Origin of the sequence: Halomonas sp. H33-56 (assembly GCF_040147035.1) — a bacterium.
GTDB classification, from domain to species: domain Bacteria; phylum Pseudomonadota; class Gammaproteobacteria; order Pseudomonadales; family Halomonadaceae; genus Halomonas; species Halomonas litopenaei.
Genome location: NZ_JAMSHP010000001.1, coordinates 4226213 through 4245666, shown reverse-complemented (window position 1 = coordinate 4245666; position 19454 = coordinate 4226213). Strand labels below are relative to the sequence as shown.

Genomic DNA, 19454 nt, shown 5'->3' with positions numbered 1-19454 from the left:
GGGCATCGGCCGGCGCTGCCAGCCTCAACCGGCGGCGTATCGCTTGATGCTGCGTATCACCGCGCCGAGCAACGGCAGGCGCTCGTAGAGCAGCGCACCGGCGTCGAAGTGGTCCTGGTGGTGGACCACCTTGCCGCCGTCTGGTGAGGCGAAGCGCAATACCGAGCAGCCTTCCACGTCGATCTGGCGGCCTTTGCAAAGGCGCCGGTGGCGCAGCGCCATGGTCCAGCACACGAAGCCCCGGTCGCCGTCCCGCAGGCCATGGTGAAAGCGGAAGCGGCAGTCGATCACGTTGGCGTATAGGGCGTCGAAGTCGCGCTTCAGTGCCTCTATGCCTTCCACTCGATGCAATGGGTCGATAAAGACGATGTCACTAGAATATATACTGTATAGCTTTTCTGTACAGGTATTGTCTAGTTTATTGAAGGTGTCGCAAAAGGTCGCCAGCACAGGGTCCTGGATCATGGGGTGCTCCTTGTCGGTGTTGTTGTCGTCGGCAGATCGGACTGAGGTGGATCGGGCTTAGGTGGATCGGGCTTAGGTGGATCGGTCTGAGGTGCTCAGGGCTTAGGTGGTTCGGGCTTAGGTGGTCAGGGTTTAGAGGGTTCGGGCCGGGGCGGATCAGCAAAGGGACCTCAGAATGACTCTGGCTTGTGCCGGGCTATCTCACGCCAGGCCAAGCCAGACAGTGTCCTTATCCCGCGTCCTTCGACAGGCTCTTGAAGGCGTCGAGTGCGCGCTCGCGGGCGGCGCGGTGGTCGACGATGGGGGCGGGGTAGTCGAGGTCGGTGAGCAGATCCCGGGTCGGGGCATGTCGCTTCTTCGGCGCCAGTGACGCAAGCTCCGGCACCCAGCGCGCGATGAATTCGCCTTCGGGATCGAAGCGTTCGGATTGGGTGGTGGGGTTGAAGATGCGGAAGTAGGGCGCGGCGTCGGTACCGGTGGACGCCGCCCACTGCCAGCCGCCGTTGTTGGCGGCGAATTCACCGTCGACCAGGTGCTCGAGAAAGAATCGCTCTCCACGTCGCCAGTCGATCAACAGGTGCTTGGACAGGAACATGGCGGTCACCATGCGCAGGCGATTGTGCATCCAGCCGGTGGCGACCAGCTGGCGCATGGCGGCGTCGACCAGCGGATAGCCGGTGCGTCCTTCGCACCAGGCGGCAAAATCCTCGGGGGCATCGCGCCAGTCCAGGGCCTCGGTGTGGCGTTGAAAGGCCCGATAGCGGCACACCCTGGGGAAGCCTGTGGCCACGTGCTGGTAGAACTCTCGCCACACCAGTTCGCTGACCCAGGCGGTCAGGCCGGCGTCGCCGTCGCTCAAGCTACCGTCGTTGATCGCCATCACCGCCTGCATGCACTGACGCCAGGAGATCATGCCCAGCGCCAGATAGGGCGATAGCTCGCTGGTGCCGCGTCTGGCCGGGAAGTCCCGCTGCTCCCTGTAGCGCTTCGCCGGGCTGTCAGGGAAACCTCGCAGAAAGCGCGACAGACGGTCACTGGCGGCCTCCTCGCCGGCCGGCCAGTGGCGACCATCCACGCTCTTGTTCGGATAGTCGCGGCGCTGGCTGGCGCTGGAGGACAGCTCCAGCGGCGCCTGGCGCTCCGGTGGGTCCAGCACCTCGAGTCGCTCGGCGCTGATGGCCTTGTGCCAGGCCTTGGCGAAGGGGGTGAAGACGCCATAGTAGTCGCCCTTGCCGGTGAGCAGTTCGCCGGGACTGAAGGCCACGGCGTCGCGCAGGGCACGCGCCTCGAGGCCGTTGTGCTCGGCCTGCGCCAGCACCGCCTGGTCGCGCCTGACCTCATCGAGGGGGTACTCGCGATTGAAATAGAGGGCGTCGGCGCCGAGTTCCTCGGCCAGCGCCATCAGTGCCTGGGGGGCGTCATCGAAGCGTGGCACCTGACGCTGGATCAACGGAATATTGCGCTCGGCCAGGGCTTCGCCCAGGGCCTCCACGCCACGACACAGAAAGTCGAGCTTGTTGTCGCCGTGGCCATGTTCGCGCCACTGCTGTTCGGCGTGCAGAAAGACCCCGATAACCGGGCCGCGCCGGGCGGCGTGGTAAAGCGCAGTATTGTCGTGAATACGCAGATCGCTGCGAAACCAGACCAGAGTGACAGGCATGGGGAGCTCCCGCGAATCGTGTCGTGGTTAGAGTGGGCATCGCGCCGCGACGGGGATGATCAGGCTGTCTTGTCGTGGCTCAGTGCTGGCGAATCAGCGGCCTCAGCCGGTCCAGCGCCATGGGGATGTCGTCACCGAGCACCTCGATCTGGCTGTCGGCCAGTTCGGCGGCGCGGATGCGTGCCACCGGGCCGCACAGCGCCAGCGGAGTGTCGAGCTGTTCGGCCAGGCGAGGCAGCAGTCGACGGACCACGTCGGAGCGTTCGGCCTTGCCGCTGCACAGCACCACCGCACCGGGGCGCAGGCGCTCCAGCGCCAGCGGCAGATCGGTGAACGGCAGCGGCGCATCCATCAGGGCGATGCGGTAGCCGCGTTCACTGGCGGCGAGCGCCAGCATCAGGGTCCACAGCGAACCGTCATCGTCCGGCAGGGTGTCCAGCAGCAGGGTGGAACCACGGGCGGTGCGATTGGCGTGAAACAGGCGAATACCGATGCGCGTGCGCAGGAAGCTCTCCAGACTGCGTCGCTGCAAGGCCGCGCCAAGCTGCCCTTCCCAGCGCTCCTCGAGCTCCTGGACCACCGGCTGCCATAGCTCACTGATGCAGGTGCCGACCGGGTAGAGGGCCAGGGACTGCTGGTACAGGCCGTCCAGATGATCCATGTCGAGGGCATCCACCGCACCCAGCATCTGGCGGCGCTGCGAGGTCCAGTCACCGGCGGCGGGCGGTGCCGTCTCGGCGGGCTCGGGCTGGGTCAACAGATCCTTGACCTGACTGACCGGGACACCGCGGTTGAGCCATTGCAGAATACGCTCGACCCGCTCGATGTCTTCCCGAGCGTAGAGGCGATGCCCCTTGGGCGTGCGGCGCGGCTCGATCAGTCCGTAACGCCTCTCCCAGGCACGCAGGGTCACCGAATTGACCCCGGTGAGCCGCGACACTTCGCGGATGGGGTAGAGAGGAGATTCGGTGGGGGGCGCCGTATGACTCATGAGGGCCTCGATGCGTGTCCTGGTGCGATTGTGAAGGCGCAAGCTGCGCCCTGTCCCTGGAAGTTGTCGATGGCGTAGGTGACTCGACGTTTCCTTAGCTGTACAGACGCTACAAAGTGTACAACAGTTTTACCGCTTTTCGCTCACGCTGATTGAACGTCTAGGCTTAGTCCGAAAAGTCGGCGAGCGAAGGTTAGACAAGGCAAAAATCGGTGAGACAGCGCAGTTTACGGGGTGTAAATGAGCATGTTGATCCGATTTTTAACGCCGTATTACCGAGCGTAGGCACTTTTCAGACAAGCCCTAGGGGGCTGATCAGGGGGCCGGTGACAGCGTCTCGCCGACCTGGTCGGCCACTGCGCTTGCCAGCGCCTCGACGAACACGGGGTGTTCTCCTACCGGCGCCAGCAGCGTCAGCTCGAGCCCCGGGTGTTCGCTGCGCAGGGCGTCGATCTGGGCAGGCACATCCTTGCGCAGATGACGACCGGCGGCGAAGAACAGCGGCAGCACCTCGATGCGGGTAACGCCGGCTGCGCTCAGTTCGGCCACGGTGGTCTCCAGCGACGGCTCGCACAGCTCCATGTAGGACAGCCGGATCGGCGTGCCAAGGCGTGGCGCCAGGGCGTCGCGGAAGTGCTCGAAGGGCGCCCGCCAGTTGGGATCGCTGGAGCCGTGTGCGAGTAGTACCAGTGCGTATGACATGTTCGGTTTCCTGATGACCTGAAAATGGGTAAGCCTGCGACTGGCGCCCGCTTCAGGCGTCGGTGGCAGTACGATGCAGGGCCTCGGCGACGTGCACGCCCGACAGCCAGGCATCCTCGATACGTCCGCCGCGCAGACCGTCACCGGCCAGTGCCAGGCCATCCTCGCCGAGACGGTGATCGGGCGCCGCCAGCGTAAGGTCCGCGGTGGCGTAGCGCCAGCGATGGGCACCGCTGGCCGTGATCTGGGGCAGAGAGGAACCTGTCGGCAACTGGGTTGCGAGGGCCTTCTGCAGGGCTGCCGTCAGCCTGCTGACCACGTCCTCGGCGTCGTCCTCGAGATGGCGCTGACTCCACTCGTCTTGGGCCAGCAGCGAAAGCGTCTCGCTCTGGTGCTCGCGTCCGGGCTTGCGATTCTGGCGAACCGCCAGGCGCAGCGGCCCCTGGTCAAAGCGTACCACTGGCCAGTCGGCGTCGATGCCCTCGAGCGTCAGCGCGGTGTCGAAGCGCACCCAGGCACTCCAGCAGGGCAGCATGCGGATCTCACGACAGGCCTGCGCCAGCGCCTCGTCGTGGGGGCGCAGCAGGGGTTCGGCCTGGGCCGCCGGCGCGGTCACCACCACCCGGTCGAAGGGGCCGTAGCTGTCGCCCTGCGGGTCCTCTAGCCACCAGCCGTCCAGGCGATCGGTCAGGCGGGTGACGCGAGTCGCCGCAAACAGCTCATGGGGGGCGGCCAGGTGGCGGGTGATGGCGCTCATGCGTGGAGTGCCGCAGTAACGATGTTGATCGTCGCCTTCCTCATGCCAGGCGCCCGAGGCGTCGACCCGATAGCTGGAGGGCGGCCAGTGCGTGGCTACCCCTGCGGCTTCCCAGCGGTCGACCTCGGCGGCGAAGGTAGCGTCACGCACGCTGAAGTATTGAGCACCCAGGTCGAGGGATTCGTCTCCCTCTCGGCGAGAACTGCCACGCCCACCGGGCCCTCGGCCCTTGTCGAACAGCACCGCACGGTGACCGTGTCGGCGGAGCTGGCCGGCGCAAGCCAGGCCGCTGAACCCCGCTCCAATGATGGCGACCTGCAGCATCGACGGAAGCCCTCCTCGAGTCTGTGGTGTCAATATCTTGGATGTAGCGTATAAGTGATGTACAACTTGAGTCAAATGAAGTCCTAGGCTCTGTCCGAAAAGTCGACGAGCGAAGGTTAGACAAGGCAAAAATCGGTGAGACAGCGCAGTTTACGGGGTGTAAATGAGCATTTTGACCGGGCTGGCGCACCAGCCGATTTTTAACGCCGTATTACCGAGCGCAGGCACTTTTCAGACAAGCCGTAGACCGGCCAGCGCACAACCGACTAGGCTGAAATCAGGCTGGTCGCACGCTGCGGTGGCCGCTGCCGTTAGAGAGGGCCGACGGTATGTGGTCGGGGCCAGGGATCGTTGTGTATTGCGAGAGGACAAGCTATGCGAGTACTGATCACCGGTGGCAGTGGCTTTGTGGGCCAGCGTCTGTGTCGACGCCTGGTGGACGCCGGTCACCGCGTACAGGTGGTCTCCCGCTCACCGGCGCAGGCGGCGAAGGTGCTGCCCGAGGGGGCGGATGTACGGGTCAGCGCGCTGGACTTCGTCGACGCGCCGCCCGGGGTGCTGGTCAACCTGGCTGGCGAGCCCATCGCCGACAAGCGCTGGAGTGACACCCAGAAGGAAAGACTTATCGATTCGCGCATCAACGCCACCAGGGAACTGGTGATGCTGTGCGAACAGTTGTCGCAGACCGCCAAGGCCCCCAGGGTGCTGGTCAGTGGTTCGGCCATGGGCTTCTACGGCGATCAGGGCGGGGGCGAGGATGCGCCGCCGGTAACCGAGCAGACAGCGCCCCATGATGAATTTGCCCACCGCCTGTGCAAGCGCTGGGAACAGGCCGCCGCTGGAGTGAAGGACTTCGGCGTGCGCCTGGCGATCCTGCGCACCGGCCTGGTGCTGGATGAAGGCGGCGGCATGCTCAAGAAGCTGCTGCCACCGTTCAAGCTGGGGCTGGGGGGGCGGCTCGGCAAGGGCGATCAGTACATGCCCTGGATCCATCGCGAGGATCTGGTGGAAATGATCCTGTGGTTGATCGAGAAGGAGCACCTGAGCGGGCCCTTCAACGGCAGTGCCCCGGAGCCCGTCACCAACCGCGAGTTCACCGAAGCGATCGGGCGTCACCTGAAGCGCCCGACGCCCTTTCCGGTGCCGGCGATGGTGCTGGAGACCGCCTTCGGCGAAATGTCGCGGTTGCTGCTGACCGGCGCGCGCATGGTGCCGCAGCGCTTCGAGGAGGAGGGCTTCAGCTTTCGCTACCCGACCCTGGACAAGGCGCTGGACGACATTCTTTAAGACGGCGCGAGTTCCGCTGTTCGATACCGGCGGTCGCTACTGCCGGTCGATACCCCAGGCGACTCACGTTACGCCAAGGCCTTGCACCGGATACATCTCGCAAACAGCAGGAGCCCCGCGCTGTCGGTCGCAGCGCGGGGCCGCCTCATCCGAGACGATCCTTAGGCGCTGTCGTCGTCGATGGTCACGATCACACGCACGGCGTCCAGGCGCAGGCGGGTGCCTTCGATGGCCTGGTCCAGCGCCTGGCGCTCGTCGCGCAGGGCGGTGATCTCGTCCTCGCGTACCGACGGGTTGCGCTGTGCCAGGGCCTCGAGTCGGGTCAGCTCGTTGTCCAGCGTCTGGCGCATGCGCACCTGGGCGGCCTCGACGATCGTCGGCAGCTCTCGCTGGGCCTCGGCCTCGGCGCTGTCGAGCAGGTCGCGCAGCTGGTCGTGACGACTCTTGATCAGGTCCCGCGCCACCGCCTTCTTGACCTTCTTGAGGTTCTTCGAAAGACCGGTGAAAGACACCTTGTCGGTGAGGTTGGCGCCGGACTCGTCGAGCAGCACCCGCACCGCGGTGGGCGGCAGGAAGCGATTGAGGTGCAGGCGCTTCGGTGCCGGACAGTGGGTGCGGAACACCAGCTCCGCCATCAGCCGGCCGGCAGGGATCGCCGGATGCTTGAGCAGGGCAAGGGCGGTGTTGCCCATGTTGCCGTCGAGGATGCGGCCCATCATCTCGCGCAGCAGCGGGTGTTCCCAGGACAGCCGCTGGACGTCGTCCCGGGCCAGCGCGCGGGAGCGCGAGGTGGTCACGGTGAAGCCTTCCTCGCCCTTCACCAGCCCTGGCAGGCCGTCGAGCATGTGCGAGCCCGGTGACAGCAGGGTCAGGTCGTTGCCAAGTTCGCGACTGTCGACGCCGAAGATGTCCAGCGCCTGGTCGAGGTAGCGTGGCAGGGCGCGGTCCTCGTCGAGTTCGACGATCCCCTGTTTGACCGACTCGACCCGCTCGGGACGGCAGGCGTTGAGCTCCAGCAGGCGATTGCGACCGGCGTCGCGTTCGGCCAGCTTGGCGTCGAACAGCGCGCGGGTCTCACCGATGACTTCTTCCAGAGCCTCGTCGTCGAGCAGGCTCTCGGCCAGGTCGTCGCCGAAGGCGTCGAACAGGTCATTGCCGATACCGTGCGGCGCACTGAAGGCGTCCATCCCCTCCTGATACCAGCGCAGCAGTTTCTCGCCGGGGCTGCCTTCGAACACCGGCACATGGATCTCGATGGCGTGGCGCTGGCCGATGCGGTCGAGACGGCCGATGCGCTGCTCAAGCTGATCCGGGTGCAGAGGCAGGTCGAACATCACCAGATGACGACAGAACTGGAAGTTGCGGCCTTCGGAGCCGATCTCGGAACACACCAGCACCTGGCAGCCGTCCTCGTCATCGGCGAAGGCGGCGGCGGCACGGTCGCGCTCGACCAGCGACAGGTCCTCGTGGAACACCGGCGCCTGTACCCCGCCGAGCACGCGCAGGCCGTCGGACAGCCCCTGGGCGGTCTCGCGGTCGTGGGCGATCACCAGGACCTTGTCGTCGCCCATCTCGGTCAGCCGTTCGAGCAGCCAGGTCACCCGGGGGTCGAACTGCCACCAGGGTTCGGCGTTGAGCGGATCCTCGGTCAGGGCGCTGTACATGCCGTCCAGATAGACCATCACCTCGGGGTGGTCGAGGCCGGTCTCGATCAGCAGCTCGTCGAGGTAGTCCTCGTCCCGCGCCAGGCGACGCAGCACTCGGCGATAGGACGACGGCAGCTCCAGCTTGTCGACGTGCAGGCGACGTTCAGGGAAGCCGCCGACGTGGCGACGGCTGTTGCGGAACATCACCCGGCCGGTGCCGTGGCGGTCGAGCAGCTGGTCTCGCAGCTGGGCGCTGGCCTGCTGGCGCTGTTCCAGGCTGCATTCGGGGTTGGACAGGGTCGCCAGCAGCGCCTGGCTGTCGCCGTCGTCGGCGACAGCGCCGATGGTGTCCCGGGCGCCGGCATCCAGCGGCCCGTCGACATCGCCCAGGGCGTCGATGGCCTCGGCCACCGCCACATAGCCCTGCTCTTCGGCGCGGAAGGCCTCCAGGTCCGAGTAGCGATCGCGATCGAGCAGGCGCAGCCTGGCAAAGTGGCTGGCCAGCCCCATCTGTTCCGGCGTCGCGGTCAGCAGCAGCACGCCCTCGGTGGCGCCGGACAGGCGCTCGACGCAGGCGTAACCGGGGCCGACCTCGTCCTCGCTCCACTCCAGGTGGTGGGCCTCGTCGACGATCAGCAGGTCCCACTCGCAGGCTTCGGCCTGCTGCTGGCGGTGGGTGTTGGCGAACAGCCAGTCCTGGCTTGCCAGCACCAGCTGGCCGGCCTCGAAGGGATTGGTGTCACCGTGGGCCTGGCTCTGCTGTTCGTCGAGCAGGGTCACCGACAGCGAGAAGCGTCGCAGCAATTCCACCAGCCACTGGTGAGTCAGGCTCGCCGGCACCAGGATCAGCGCCCGCTCGACCCGCCCGGTCAGCAGCAGGCGATGCAGGATCAGTCCGGCTTCTATGGTCTTGCCGAGGCCGACTTCATCGGCCAGCAGCACGCGAGGCGCCTGACGCGAGGAGACCTCGTCGGCGATGTACAGCTGATGGGGTATCAGATCGATGCGTGGGCCGGCCAGACCCAGCGCCGGGTTCTGCTCGATGCGATGGTAGTGATGCAGGGTGCGAAAGCGCAGGTCGAACCAGTCGTTGCGATCGACCTGGCCGGTCAGCAGACGATCTCGGGCCTGGTCGAACTGCATGCTGTCGGCCAGCCGGGCCTCCGGCAATTCGCACAGCTCGCCCTTGTCGTCTTCGCCGATATAGACGATCAGGCCATCGATTTCCTTGGTGTCGTCCACCGTCATCTGCCAGCCCTCGGCGGACTGGATGCGATCACCACTGCCGAAGGCGACTCGGGTCAACGGGGCAAGACGGGTACTGTAGGTGCGGGTTTCCTGGCTGGCGCCGAAGAGCACGGTGACGCTGCGCGCGTCGCAATTCAGGATAGTGCCCAGGCCGAGTTCGGCCTCGCCGTCGCTGATCCAGCGCTGGCCGGGAGAGAAGTCGCTCATGATGCCTCGGGAGATGCGTCGTTACGGTTCGTGGTCGCGGGCCAGGCCCGCCGCCGACAGGGCGCGGTATCTTACAGCAATCTTCAGTCTGGCTTAAGCGCCATCGTCATGCCCGTGATCAGATGTCGCATGGCGGCTGAAACCTTCGCATCGAGGCGTTCCCGAAACGCCCCCGCGCTTGCCGCCGTGCCCGGGCCAGCGATGAGCTTGGCCGTGAGGTGGCGGATTCAGGCTACGTCAGTGCAGGAAAAGACAGGTTGGGCGGGCCGAGGCGGGGTGTCCCCCTCGGCCCTGAGACTGCGGGTGCGGTTCACCTGCAGTATGTGCTCAGGTTGGCAAAGTTTCAGCGCGCCAGCCAGTCGTCCAGCAGAGGCAGGGTCAGCTCCCCCACATGGCGCTCGAGCAGCTTCCCTTCGGCGTCGAACAGCAGTGTCGTGGGTAGCCCGGGAGATTGACTCGCGGCCAGCAGTTGCTGGCGCGGGTCGAGCAGGGGGTAGCGAAAGTCCAGGCCGGCCTCGTCCAGGTAGCGCGCGACCTGAACCAGCGGCTCTCCCTGATTGGCCACGACCACGGTGACGTCGTCGCGTTGGTCGATGTCGGCCAGCAACGGCATCTCGCGCCGGCAAGGAGGGCACCAGGTGGCCCATAGATTGATGATCAGCGGCTTGCCGGTGGGGCCGCCTGCCAGCGAGGCCAGTTCGATGGGGGCGCCGTTGACGTCTTCCAGGGTCAGCTCTGGCACGCGTTGTGGCGCCGGACTTGCCGACAGCGGCGCCCAGCTGACCAGCGCCAGCCAGGCAAGCGAGGCGACCAGCGTCAGACCCAGGGCACCGAGCAGGGCGCCAAGGCGATCACGCAGTGACCACAGGGTCCACAGGGCGGCGGCGACCAGCCCCCAGACCCCGCTGTAGCCGGGCAGCCACAGCTTGATGATATCCAGCCATTTGTCCTGATAGGCGGCCCAGTGCGGCAGCACGTGCCCGAGCCGAGCGCCGACCAGCCAGGCCAGCATCAGGCCGTTGAACCAGCGACCGTGGCGGCGGCGGGGCAGGCCCAGCAGGAAGGCGCTGGCGGCCAGCAGCAACAGGGTGACGACGAGGGCGTAGAGACGCGGCAGGCTCACTAGCACCGGTCCGATGGCGATGGCATCCATGGATGGGGCGAACTCCATTGGGGAAACGCGAAAGCACGAAAATGCGCAGGCGAGCAGGTACACTTGGTGGGCTCGATCCGGCAAGGCTACTGCGCCCGATGCGCGCTGTCATCCCGAGCCGCCTGCCGGGCCATCGGTTTTCGAGCCATCTCTCTGATCAGGATCTGTGATGTCACCACCCAAGACCTTCGACCCCCTGCGCGCCCTGGCCATCGGCAGCCAGGCCCTCGGCTTCGTGATGATCTTTGTGCTCGGCACCACCCTGGACCACCCGCGCCCGTGGCAGGGGCTCACCTTGGGGCTGATGCTGGTGGTGGCGCTGGTAGTAGCGATCGTCCGGCGCTACCGCAACAACCGCCTGCAGAAGTTCCGTGACGAACGGCGCCAGCGGCTGTTGGGTGATGACGAGGGTGACGAAGAAGCGGGAGACGGCGAGGGTCGCGATTGATCAACGGCGTCAGGCCCGGACCTCTCGGGTCGATGAGGCGCAGCGGGCCGGATCGATGGCGGTAAGCCTCAGCCAGTGCCCCTCCGGCATCCGGCACAGCACCACCCGAAAGGCGCACTGACGCGAGGTGCTGTTGTCTCCCTCCCAGCTCTGTACAAAGCCGCACTCGTGTCCGCAGTCTTCCAGGCGTCGACGCAGCGCAGGAAAGCTGGCGGCGTCGACCTCGAGATTCAGTGTTCTCGGCGGCGTCGGGGTGTGGCTCGCCAGCAACATCAGCACCTGGGTGTTCTCGCCGCCTCCCAATTCAAGGGTCACCCCAGTGTCGCTGGCGACCAGCACCCGAAGGCCCAGTGTCGTCTCGAAGAACCGACGCATTCCCGCCAGGTCGCTGACCTCCAGGGCGCCCGGCTCCAGACTGAGATGCTGCATGACATGCCTCCGTGGGATCATGTGTCGGATTCAGTCTGGCGCCGAAGCCGCCGGTTTTCCCTTCAAGCCTGTTTATGGCCTTTATCGCCTGGCGCTATGGGCGTGGCGATTGGCCGCTTGCTGGTGCCTCCTTGCAAGACTTTTCAGGACGTCTTGTCCATCTTCCTTTTCGTACAGATGGACGACGTCTTCGTCCATAGGTCGCCCTGCCTGAGTATGACGAATCGGCGGCAATGACGTGACCGCTGCATGACAGTCGACCCCAACTCCTTGTTTTTTCTACCTCTGGCGAGGTAGTGCCGGTGCGCTTGCTCCGTGTGCAGGGAAATTTGTCATCTCAATGACATTGTCTAGACAACTGGCCTTCATCTTTGATGTCCAGACTGGCGCCATTCCTAGAGGAGAGGCGTCATGTCCATTCCCACCATCATCGTCGAGCGGCTCAACAAGAACTTCGGCCATAGCCGAGTGCTCGAGGATGTCAGTTTCGAGATCACCCCGGGGGAGATCGTTGCGCTGATCGGCCCGTCCGGCTCCGGCAAGTCCACCCTGATGCGTCATCTGGTCGGACTGACCTGCTGCAACCGTGATCGCGGTGGCCGAGTCAGCCTGCTGGGGCGCGAGATCCAGGCCAGCGGTCGCCTGCGCCGGGCCAGCCGTGGCCAGCGTTGCCGGGTCGGCTACATCTTCCAGCAGTTCAACCTGGTCAATCGCCTCAGCGTGCTGACCAATGTGCTGATCGGCCAGCTCGGGCGCATGCCGCGGGCGCGGGCGCTGCTCGGTCGCTTCAGCGACGAGGAACGCCAACGGGCCCTTCAGTGCCTGGCTCGGGTCGGCCTCGAGGGCATGGCCTACCAGCGTGCCAACACCCTTTCCGGCGGTCAGCAGCAGCGGGTGGCCATCGCCCGGGTGCTGATGCAGGACGCCGACGTCATCCTCGCCGACGAGCCCATCGCCTCGCTGGACCCGCGCAGCGCCCGGGAGGTGATGGAGATCCTCGAGCGGATTCACGCCGAGGATGGCCGCACCGTGGTCATCACCCTGCATCAGGTCGATATCGCCCGGCGCTACTGCCACCGGGCCATCGCGCTCAAGGATGGGCGCCTGTACTTCGACGGCAAGACCTCCGAGCTGACCGACGCACGCCTCAAGACCCTGTACGAGAACGCCGGCCTCGACGAGCTGCGTGCCGGCAGTCAACCCGACCTGCCGTCACCGCTGCGTGAGCCGAGCTACACCCAGGCCCAGACGGCTGTGTCGGCGCAGGTCGTCCATAGCTGAGCCACCACATCCTGCGACACCTGTTCCCACAACGACCGATAACCTTCAGGAGAATCCCATGTCTCTCGCATCCTTTCGTCGCCTGTCGCTGCCATTGATCGCCGGTATTGGCCTTGCCGCCAGTGCCCAGCTGGCCGCCGCCGAGACCGAGACCCTCAAGTTCGGCATCATCTCCACCGAGGCCAGCCAGAATCTGGCGCCGCTGTGGGACCCGTTCCTGGCCGATATGTCCGAGCAGATCGGCATGGAGGTCGAGCCCTTCTTCGCCACCGACTACGCCGCGGTGATCCAGGCCATGCGCTTTGATCAGATCGACCTGGCCTGGTACGGCAACAAGTCGGCCATGGAAGCCGTCGATCGTGCCGACGGCGAGATCTTCGCCCAGACCGTGGCGGCCAACGGAGCCCCGGGCTACTGGAGTCTGATGATCACCCACAAGGACAGCGACATCGAAAGCGTCGATGACGTCCTGGCCAACGCCTCCGAGCTGGTGTTCGGCAACGGCGATCCCAACTCCACCTCCGGCTATCTGGTGCCGGGCTACTACGTCTTCGCCAAGAACGGTGTCGACGCCTCGTCAGCCTTCAAGCGCACCCTGAACTCCAGCCACGAGACCAACGCCCTGGCGGTGGCCAATCAGCAGGTCGACGTGGCCACCTTCAATACCGAAGGCATGGAGCGTCTGGAAGTGACCGCGCCGGACAAGGCCGAGCAGCTGCGGGTGATCTGGAAGTCGCCGCTGATCCCGTCCGACCCGCTGGTGTGGCGCGGCGACCTAGACGACGCCACCAAGGAAAAGCTGCGTGAGTTCTTCCTGAACTACGGCGATGACGCCGAAGAGCAGCAGATTCTCGAGCCGCTGCAGTGGTCTGGCTTCGATGCCTCCGACAACGACCAGCTGTTGCCGATCCGTCAGCTGGCGCTGTTCAAGGAGCGCTCCGAGGTGGCCAAGGACGAAAGCCTGGACGAAGGCGATCGCGAGGCCCGACTGGCCGAGATCGACAGCCAGCTCGACGATCTCGATGCGCGCATGAAGGAAGTGCAGGCCGCCGAGGCGATGCCCGAGGATGCCGCCACCAACGCCGGCTGATGTGACGCCAGGCCGCGCCGGGACGAAGGCCCGGCGCGGCCTGGACCGCTCACGCTGTCACCGCTTTCTCAAGTTCCCCCAGGAAAACGCATGACCACCCAGACACAACTTTCCGGCATCAGCCTGCCGCCCAAGCGTAGCTGGACCACCCTGGCGCTGTGGGGCGTCGGCCTGGCGGTGCTGGCCTGGTCCTGGCAGGGCGTCGAGATGCGCCCGAGCCTGCTGGTGACCAACGCCGACAATATGGCGACCCTGGCCGGCGACTTCTTTCCCCCGGCCTTCGGCAACCTCGGCCACTACATCGAGCAGATGCTGGTGACCATCCAGATCGCCATCTGGGGCACCCTGCTGGCCATCCTGGTCGCCATTCCTGCGAGCCTTCTGTGCTCCGAGAATCTGGTGCCCTGGTGGGTCTACCAGCCGGTGCGCCGACTGATGGACGCCACCCGTGCCATCAACGAGCTGGTATTCGCCATGCTGTTCGTGGTGGCGGTGGGGCTTGGGCCTTTCGCCGGAACCCTGGCGCTGTTCATCCACACCACCGGGGTGCTGGCCAAGCTGTTTTCCGAAGCGGTGGAAGCCGCCGAGGCCGGGCCCATGGAAGGCATTCGGGTCACCGGAGCAGGGCGCATCGAGGAGATCGTGTTCGGTCTGATTCCCCAGGTGCTGCCGCTGTGGATCTCGGTGAGCCTGTATCGCTTCGAGTCCAACATCCGCTCGGCCACGGTGCTCGGCATGGTCGGTGGCGGCGGTATCGGGGTGGCGCTGTGGGAGACCATGCGCGGATTCCAGTACGCCGAGACGGCCACCATCATGCTGGTGATCATCATCGCCGTGACGGCGCTGGACATGGCCTCGCAGTTCGTACGCAAGCGCTTCATCTAGGCTGACACAGCAGAGCCGAGTAAGCAGACCAGAACGGCTGGTCTGCCGGTGGCTTCGGCCACCACCCGATACCTTCTTTTTTGGAGCGAAGATGTCTAGACAAGTGACCGAGGCAGGCAGCCCGCCGCGCTATCGCCAGTTGGCCGATGTCCTCTCGCGCGAAGTCCGGGCGCAGTACTCTCCCGGCGATCTGCTGCCCAGCGAAGCGGCGCTGTCCAGGCGCTTCGGCGTCAACCGCCACACCGTACGCCGGGCGCTGGACGAACTGGTGGCCGCCGGCATGGTGACCCGTCACCAGGGCCGTGGCACCCAGGTGGTGGACCGCCGCCTGGACTATGCGGTCAACGCCGCCAGCAAGGTCACCCACAACCTGGCGGAACTGGGCCTGGCCACCGAGACCTGCTGCCTGACCCAGGGCCTGGCGGTGCCGCCGGAGGCCATCGCCCAGCGCTTTGCGCGTGGGCCGGGCGAGAGCCTTCTGTGTGTCGACACCATGCGCCATGTCGACCGGGCCCCGCTGTTGCGGCTGCGCCACTGGTTCGACCCCGAACGGGTGCCGGGCTGGCTAGATCGCTATCGCGGTGGTTCGACCCGGGCGCTGCTGGACCAGCACTACGGGCTGCGCCTGAGGCGCTCCCGGGTGCGCCTGGAAGCGGTCCAGGCCGACGCCGACGACAGCCGCATGCTGCAGTGCGCCCGCCTGGCGCCGCTGGTGGTGCTGACCAGTGACAACGTCGACGCCGATGGTCGTCTGGTGGAGATCTCCGTCAGTCGGGCACGGGCCGATCGGCTGGCCTATCACTTCGACTTTCCCGCGGACGAGCGTCCGCAGTCCCACGACGACGAGGGCTTCTCATGACACCGACCATGACCCCGACGCAACGTCATCGCCTGCTCGCGTTGACTCCTTTCGACCGTCTTGCGCAAGGCTGGCAGTCCCTGGGCATCCAGGCGAGCCACCGCTGCGTGCGTGGCCCCGAGACCGGCATGGCGATGGTCCGTGGCCGCATGGGCGGCAGTGGATCGGCCTTCAACCTGGGCGAGATGACCCTGACCCGGGCCAGCGTCGCCCTCGATGACGGCACCCTTGGCCATGGCTGGGTGCGTGGTCGCGACAAGGCCCACGCCGAGCTGATCGCCCTGGTCGACGCCTGCGCTCACCACGACCACTGGGCCAGGCGTATCGACAGCGAACTGATGGCACCGCTCGAGCAGGCACTCGATGAGCAGCGCAACCAGGCCTCGCAGACCGCCGCCGCCACCCGCGTCGACTTCTTCACCATGGTAAGGGGCGAATGAACATGACTCAGCAGACCTCCGAGGCCGTCCGGCCCCACGACTGGCCGGGACTCGCCGATCCCGTTCACGACAGCCAGCGGCTGTTTCGTCAGCTGCTCGGCGCCATGTCCGAGCCCGGCACCCTGACCGAGCTTGTCTTGCCGGAGCTGCCGGCCGGCGCGGCGATCTCGCCCGCCGCCTGGGGCGCGCTGCTGGCGCTGTGCGACCTCGATACCCGGGTGTGGGTGGACGAGGGGCTTGCGCGCGCCAACCTCGCCGCCGCCCTGGCCTTCCACACCGGGGCGCGACTGACCGACGACCCGGCCCAGGCCGACTTCGCCCTGGTGACCCCTGACACCCTGTCCCGCGAGGACGGCTTCGCGCTGGGCTCGGACGCCTGGCCCGATCGCAGCACCACCCTGATCGTGATGGTCGAGGCGCTGGCGCAGGGCGAGGACTGGTGGTTATCCGGTCCCGGGGTACCCGGTCAGCGCGGCCTTGCGCTGGGTAACGCCGAGCGCGTGCTGCCGTTGATGCGTGTGCTCGCCGCCAATCGTGCCCACTTCCCCCGGGGGCTGGACGCCTTTATCAGCAGCGGGACGCGACTCACTGCCATCGCCCGTAGTACCCGTCTGTCGGGAGCTGGCTTGTCCGGCGCAGGATTGTCCGGCGCAGGATTGGCGGGAACAGACGACGCCGAACGCCAAGAGGAGACCGCCTGATGTATGTCGCCGTGAAAGGAGGCGAGAAGGCCATCGCCAACGCCCATCGCTGGATGGCCGATCGTCGTCGTGGAGCGCGCGACCAGCGCGAACTCGAGGTGTCCCAGGTCCAGCAGCAGCTGGGGCTGGCGGTGGACCGGGTGATGGCCGAGGCCTCGCTGTACGATCCCGAGCTCGCCGCCCTGGCGCTCAAGCAGGCCAGCGGCGACACCGTCGAGGCGGTGTTTCTGCTGCGCGCCTATCGCACGACCTTGCCGAGGCTGGCCGAGACGCTGCCGGTGGATACCGGCGCCATGCGCATCGAGCGTCGCATCAGCGCCACCTTCAAGGACGTGCCCGGCGGCCAGGTGCTGGGCCCGACCTACGACTACACCCACCGGCTGCTCGACTTCATGCTGCTGGCCGGCGTGGAGGTCGAGACCGATACACCAGCGCCGCAGGGTGCCGAGGAAGGTCTCGAGGCCTGCCCCCAGATCCTTGACTGTCTCAACCATGAAGGCCTGATCGAGCGGGAAGAGGACGACGGCAGCGAGCCCTACGACATCACCCGCGATCCCCCCGACTTTCCGGTGGATCGCGCCACCCGGCTGCAGATGCTGGCGCGTGGCGACGAGGGCTACCTGCTGGCGCTGGGCTATTCGACCCAACGGGGCTACGGGCGCAACCACCCCTTCGCCGGCGAGATTCGCCAGGGTGCGGTGGAGGTCGAGATCGAGGTCGAGGGCTTCGACGGGCCGGTGTGCGTCGGCGAGATCGCCATGAGCGAGTGCCAGATGATCAACCAGTTCGCCGGCAGCGGTGACACCGCCCCCCAGTTCACCCGGGGCTACGGCCTGGCCTTCGGCCGCAACGAGCGCAAGACCATGGCCATGGCGCTGGTCGACCGCGCCCTGCGCGCCGAGGAGCTTGGCGAGCCGATCCAGAGCCCGGCCCAGCAGGCCGAGTTCGTGCTGGCCCACGCCGACAGCGTCGAGGCCTCGGGCTTCGTCTCGCACCTGAAGCTGCCGCACTACGTCGACTTCCAGTCGGAGCTTGAGCTGATTCGCCGCCTGCGTCGAGAGCACGCCGAGCGTACCGCCGCCACGGCCGAGGCCGTGTCCGACACCCAAGCCGCCAGCGCACGTCCTGCACCAGGCGATGGCGACAGTACCCGTTCTGAAAAAGCCCAGACCGCAAACGCCCAGGCCAAGAACGTCCAGGAGAACGTCCGATGAACACCGCCATCGACAGCGGCTACAACTTCGCCTACCTGGACGAGCAGACCAAGCGCATGATCCGTCGCGCCCTGCTCAAGGCGGTGGCGATCCCCGGCTACCAGGTGCCCTTCGGCGGGCGCGAGATGCCGATGCCCTACGGCTGGGGCACCGGCGGTATGCAGTTGACCGCCAGCGTGCTGGGCGCCGACGACACCCTCAAGGTGATCGACCAGGGCGCCGACGACACCACCAACGCGGTCAGCATCCGCGCCTTCTTCGAGCGCGTCGCCGGGGTCGAGACCACCACCGCCACGGCAGAGGCCAGCGTGATCCAGACCCGTCACCGGATTCCCGAGAAGACCCTGCGCGCCGACCAGATCCTGATCTTCCAGGTGCCGATTCCCGAGCCGCTGCGCTTTATCGAGCCCAGCGAGGAGGAGACCCGGGTCATGCACGCGCTTGAGGAGTACGGGGTGATGCACGTCAAGCTCTACGAGGACATCGCCCACCACGGCCATATCGCCACCACCTACGCCTACCCGGTGAAGGTCGACGGGCGCTACGTGATGGACCCCTCGCCGATTCCCAAGTTCGACAACCCCAAGCTGCACATGAGCGAGGCGCTGATGCTGTTCGGCGCCGGCCGCGAGAAGCGCCTGTACGCGATTCCGCCACACACCCGGGTGGAGAGCCTCGATTTCGAGGATCACCCCTTCGAGATCCAGGCCTGGGACGAGTCCTGCGCCATCTGCGGGGCCACCGACAGCTACCTGGACGAGGTCATCATCGATGATCAGGGCGCACGCATGTTCGTGTGCTCGGATACCGACTACTGCAACTCCCGCAGCGAGGAGAAGGCATGAAGCGCCCACAGCTTGAACGTCCCGCCCTGCTCGAGGCCCGCGCCATCCAGCGCCTGTACGGCCCCGGCAAGGGCTGCGAGGAGATCGATTTCACCCTGCACCAGGGCGAGGTGCTGGGCATCGTCGGCGAGTCCGGCTCGGGCAAGTCGACCCTGTTGCGGGTGCTCTCCGGGCTCGAGGCGCCGGATCGCGGTCAGGTGGTCTATCACGCCGGGGAGGCCGGCTCGGTCGGCGGCAGACCCGGCAAGGACGAAGCGCTCGACCTCTACGCCATCAGCGAGGCACGCCGCCGCGCCCTGCTGCGCATGGAGTGGGGCCTGGTCCATCAGAACCCCCGGGACGGCCTGCGCCTGGGGGTCTCCGCCGGGGCCAACGTCGGCGAGCGGCTGATGGCGCTGGGCCAGCGCCACTACGGCGAGCTGCGCGCCGCCGGCCAGGACTGGATGGGCCGGGTCGAGCTCGACCCGGCGCGCATCGACGACGCGCCCCAGACCTTTTCCGGCGGCATGCAGCAGCGCCTGCAGATCGCCCGCACACTGGTGACCCAGCCCAGGCTGGTGTTCATGGACGAGCCCACCGGCGGCCTCGACGTCTCGGTCCAGGCGCGGCTTCTGGACATGCTGCGCACCCTGACCCGGGAGCTCGGCCTGTCGGTGATCCTGGTCACCCACGACCTGGCAGTGGCCAGGCTGCTGGCCCACCGCCTGATGGTGATGCGCCGGGGCAGAGTGGTGGAGGCCGGGCTGACCGATCAGATCCTCGACGATCCGCAGCATCCCTACACCCAGCTGCTGGTGTCTTCGGTGCTGACGCCATGAATTC

General features: G+C 66.5%; 19 protein-coding genes. 11 read left to right on the top strand and 8 right to left on the bottom strand.

The features are described from left to right. Positions 1–24 precede the first annotated feature (24 nt). The 5 genes from NFH98_RS18120 to NFH98_RS18100 form a co-directional block, all read right to left on the bottom strand. A complete protein-coding gene (locus NFH98_RS18120) occupies positions 25–465 on the bottom strand; it encodes a nuclear transport factor 2 family protein (RefSeq protein ID WP_045990820.1) in 441 nt (146 codons plus the stop codon). A 229-nt stretch (positions 466–694) separates the two neighbouring features. After that, the gene (phrB, locus tag NFH98_RS18115) at positions 695–2125 is read right to left on the bottom strand and encodes a deoxyribodipyrimidine photo-lyase (RefSeq protein ID WP_349623020.1); all 1431 of its coding nucleotides are present in this window, start codon (positions 2123–2125) and stop codon (positions 695–697) included. A gap of 79 nt (positions 2126–2204) precedes the next feature. Beyond that, complete coding sequence (locus NFH98_RS18110) at positions 2205–3116, bottom strand: MerR family transcriptional regulator (protein ID WP_045990818.1); 912 nt, start codon at positions 3114–3116, stop codon at positions 2205–2207. Between the two features lie 315 nt (positions 3117–3431). After that, on the bottom strand, positions 3432–3818 hold the full coding sequence (locus tag NFH98_RS18105; protein ID WP_108133438.1) for a sirohydrochlorin chelatase: 387 nt from the start codon (positions 3816–3818) through the stop codon (positions 3432–3434). 52 nt (positions 3819–3870) lie between these two features. Next, positions 3871–4899, bottom strand: coding sequence for an NAD(P)/FAD-dependent oxidoreductase (locus tag NFH98_RS18100; RefSeq protein WP_348827175.1), 1029 nt, complete (start codon positions 4897–4899; stop codon positions 3871–3873). Positions 4900–5274: 375 nt separating this feature from the next. Between NFH98_RS18100 and NFH98_RS18095 the strand changes: the two genes are divergently transcribed. Then, a complete protein-coding gene (locus tag NFH98_RS18095) occupies positions 5275–6186 on the top strand; it encodes a TIGR01777 family oxidoreductase (RefSeq protein ID WP_124805177.1) in 912 nt (303 codons plus the stop codon). Between the two features lie 161 nt (positions 6187–6347). Here the strand turns inward: NFH98_RS18095 and rapA are convergent, their stop codons facing one another. After that, positions 6348–9287 (bottom strand): RNA polymerase-associated protein RapA, encoded by a 2940-nt coding sequence (gene rapA, locus NFH98_RS18090; protein WP_348827174.1) that lies wholly within the window; start codon positions 9285–9287, stop codon positions 6348–6350. A 343-nt stretch (positions 9288–9630) separates the two neighbouring features. Further along, positions 9631–10440 (bottom strand): TlpA family protein disulfide reductase, encoded by an 810-nt coding sequence (locus tag NFH98_RS18085; RefSeq protein ID WP_348827173.1) that lies wholly within the window; start codon positions 10438–10440, stop codon positions 9631–9633. 169 nt (positions 10441–10609) lie between these two features. Here NFH98_RS18085 and NFH98_RS18080 point away from each other — a divergent pair, with 169 nt between their 5' ends. Next, positions 10610–10888, top strand: coding sequence for a hypothetical protein (locus NFH98_RS18080; RefSeq protein ID WP_222517124.1), 279 nt, complete (start codon positions 10610–10612; stop codon positions 10886–10888). A 9-nt stretch (positions 10889–10897) separates the two neighbouring features. On the opposite strand, the gene NFH98_RS18075 is transcribed toward NFH98_RS18080, so the two are convergent. Beyond that, entirely contained in the window at positions 10898–11317 is a 420-nt protein-coding gene (locus NFH98_RS18075; RefSeq protein WP_045994223.1) for a VOC family protein, read from the bottom strand. Positions 11318–11728: 411 nt separating this feature from the next. Here NFH98_RS18075 and phnC point away from each other — a divergent pair, with 411 nt between their 5' ends. The 9 genes from phnC to phnK all read left to right on the top strand — a co-directional run bounded on the left by phnC (position 11729) and on the right by phnK (position 19450). After that, entirely contained in the window at positions 11729–12598 is an 870-nt protein-coding gene (phnC, locus tag NFH98_RS18070; protein WP_108133444.1) for a phosphonate ABC transporter ATP-binding protein, read from the top strand. A 58-nt stretch (positions 12599–12656) separates the two neighbouring features. Then, a complete protein-coding gene (phnD, locus tag NFH98_RS18065) occupies positions 12657–13688 on the top strand; it encodes a phosphonate ABC transporter substrate-binding protein (RefSeq protein WP_045994225.1) in 1032 nt (343 codons plus the stop codon). Between the two features lie 90 nt (positions 13689–13778). After that, the gene (gene phnE / locus NFH98_RS18060; RefSeq protein ID WP_045994226.1) at positions 13779–14573 is read left to right on the top strand and encodes a phosphonate ABC transporter, permease protein PhnE; all 795 of its coding nucleotides are present in this window, start codon (positions 13779–13781) and stop codon (positions 14571–14573) included. A gap of 91 nt (positions 14574–14664) precedes the next feature. Beyond that, positions 14665–15432, top strand: a complete 768-nt coding sequence (gene phnF / locus NFH98_RS18055) for a phosphonate metabolism transcriptional regulator PhnF (RefSeq protein WP_083970561.1) — start codon at positions 14665–14667, stop codon at positions 15430–15432. Then, a complete protein-coding gene (gene phnG / locus NFH98_RS18050; protein WP_239452594.1) occupies positions 15429–15872 on the top strand; it encodes a phosphonate C-P lyase system protein PhnG in 444 nt (147 codons plus the stop codon). The genes phnF and phnG overlap by 4 nt, the downstream gene beginning before the upstream one ends. Before the next feature lie 2 nt (positions 15873–15874). Continuing rightward, a complete protein-coding gene (phnH, locus tag NFH98_RS18045) occupies positions 15875–16573 on the top strand; it encodes a phosphonate C-P lyase system protein PhnH (protein ID WP_287165690.1) in 699 nt (232 codons plus the stop codon). Then, entirely contained in the window at positions 16573–17787 is a 1215-nt protein-coding gene (locus NFH98_RS18040; RefSeq protein ID WP_287165689.1) for a carbon-phosphorus lyase complex subunit, read from the top strand. The genes phnH and NFH98_RS18040 overlap by 1 nt, the downstream gene beginning before the upstream one ends. Continuing rightward, positions 17784–18632, top strand: coding sequence for an alpha-D-ribose 1-methylphosphonate 5-phosphate C-P-lyase PhnJ (locus tag NFH98_RS18035; RefSeq protein ID WP_287165688.1), 849 nt, complete (start codon positions 17784–17786; stop codon positions 18630–18632). The genes NFH98_RS18040 and NFH98_RS18035 overlap by 4 nt, the downstream gene beginning before the upstream one ends. Further along, entirely contained in the window at positions 18629–19450 is an 822-nt protein-coding gene (phnK, locus tag NFH98_RS18030; RefSeq protein WP_287165687.1) for a phosphonate C-P lyase system protein PhnK, read from the top strand. The genes NFH98_RS18035 and phnK overlap by 4 nt, the downstream gene beginning before the upstream one ends. The last annotated feature ends 4 nt before the right edge of the window (positions 19451–19454 follow it).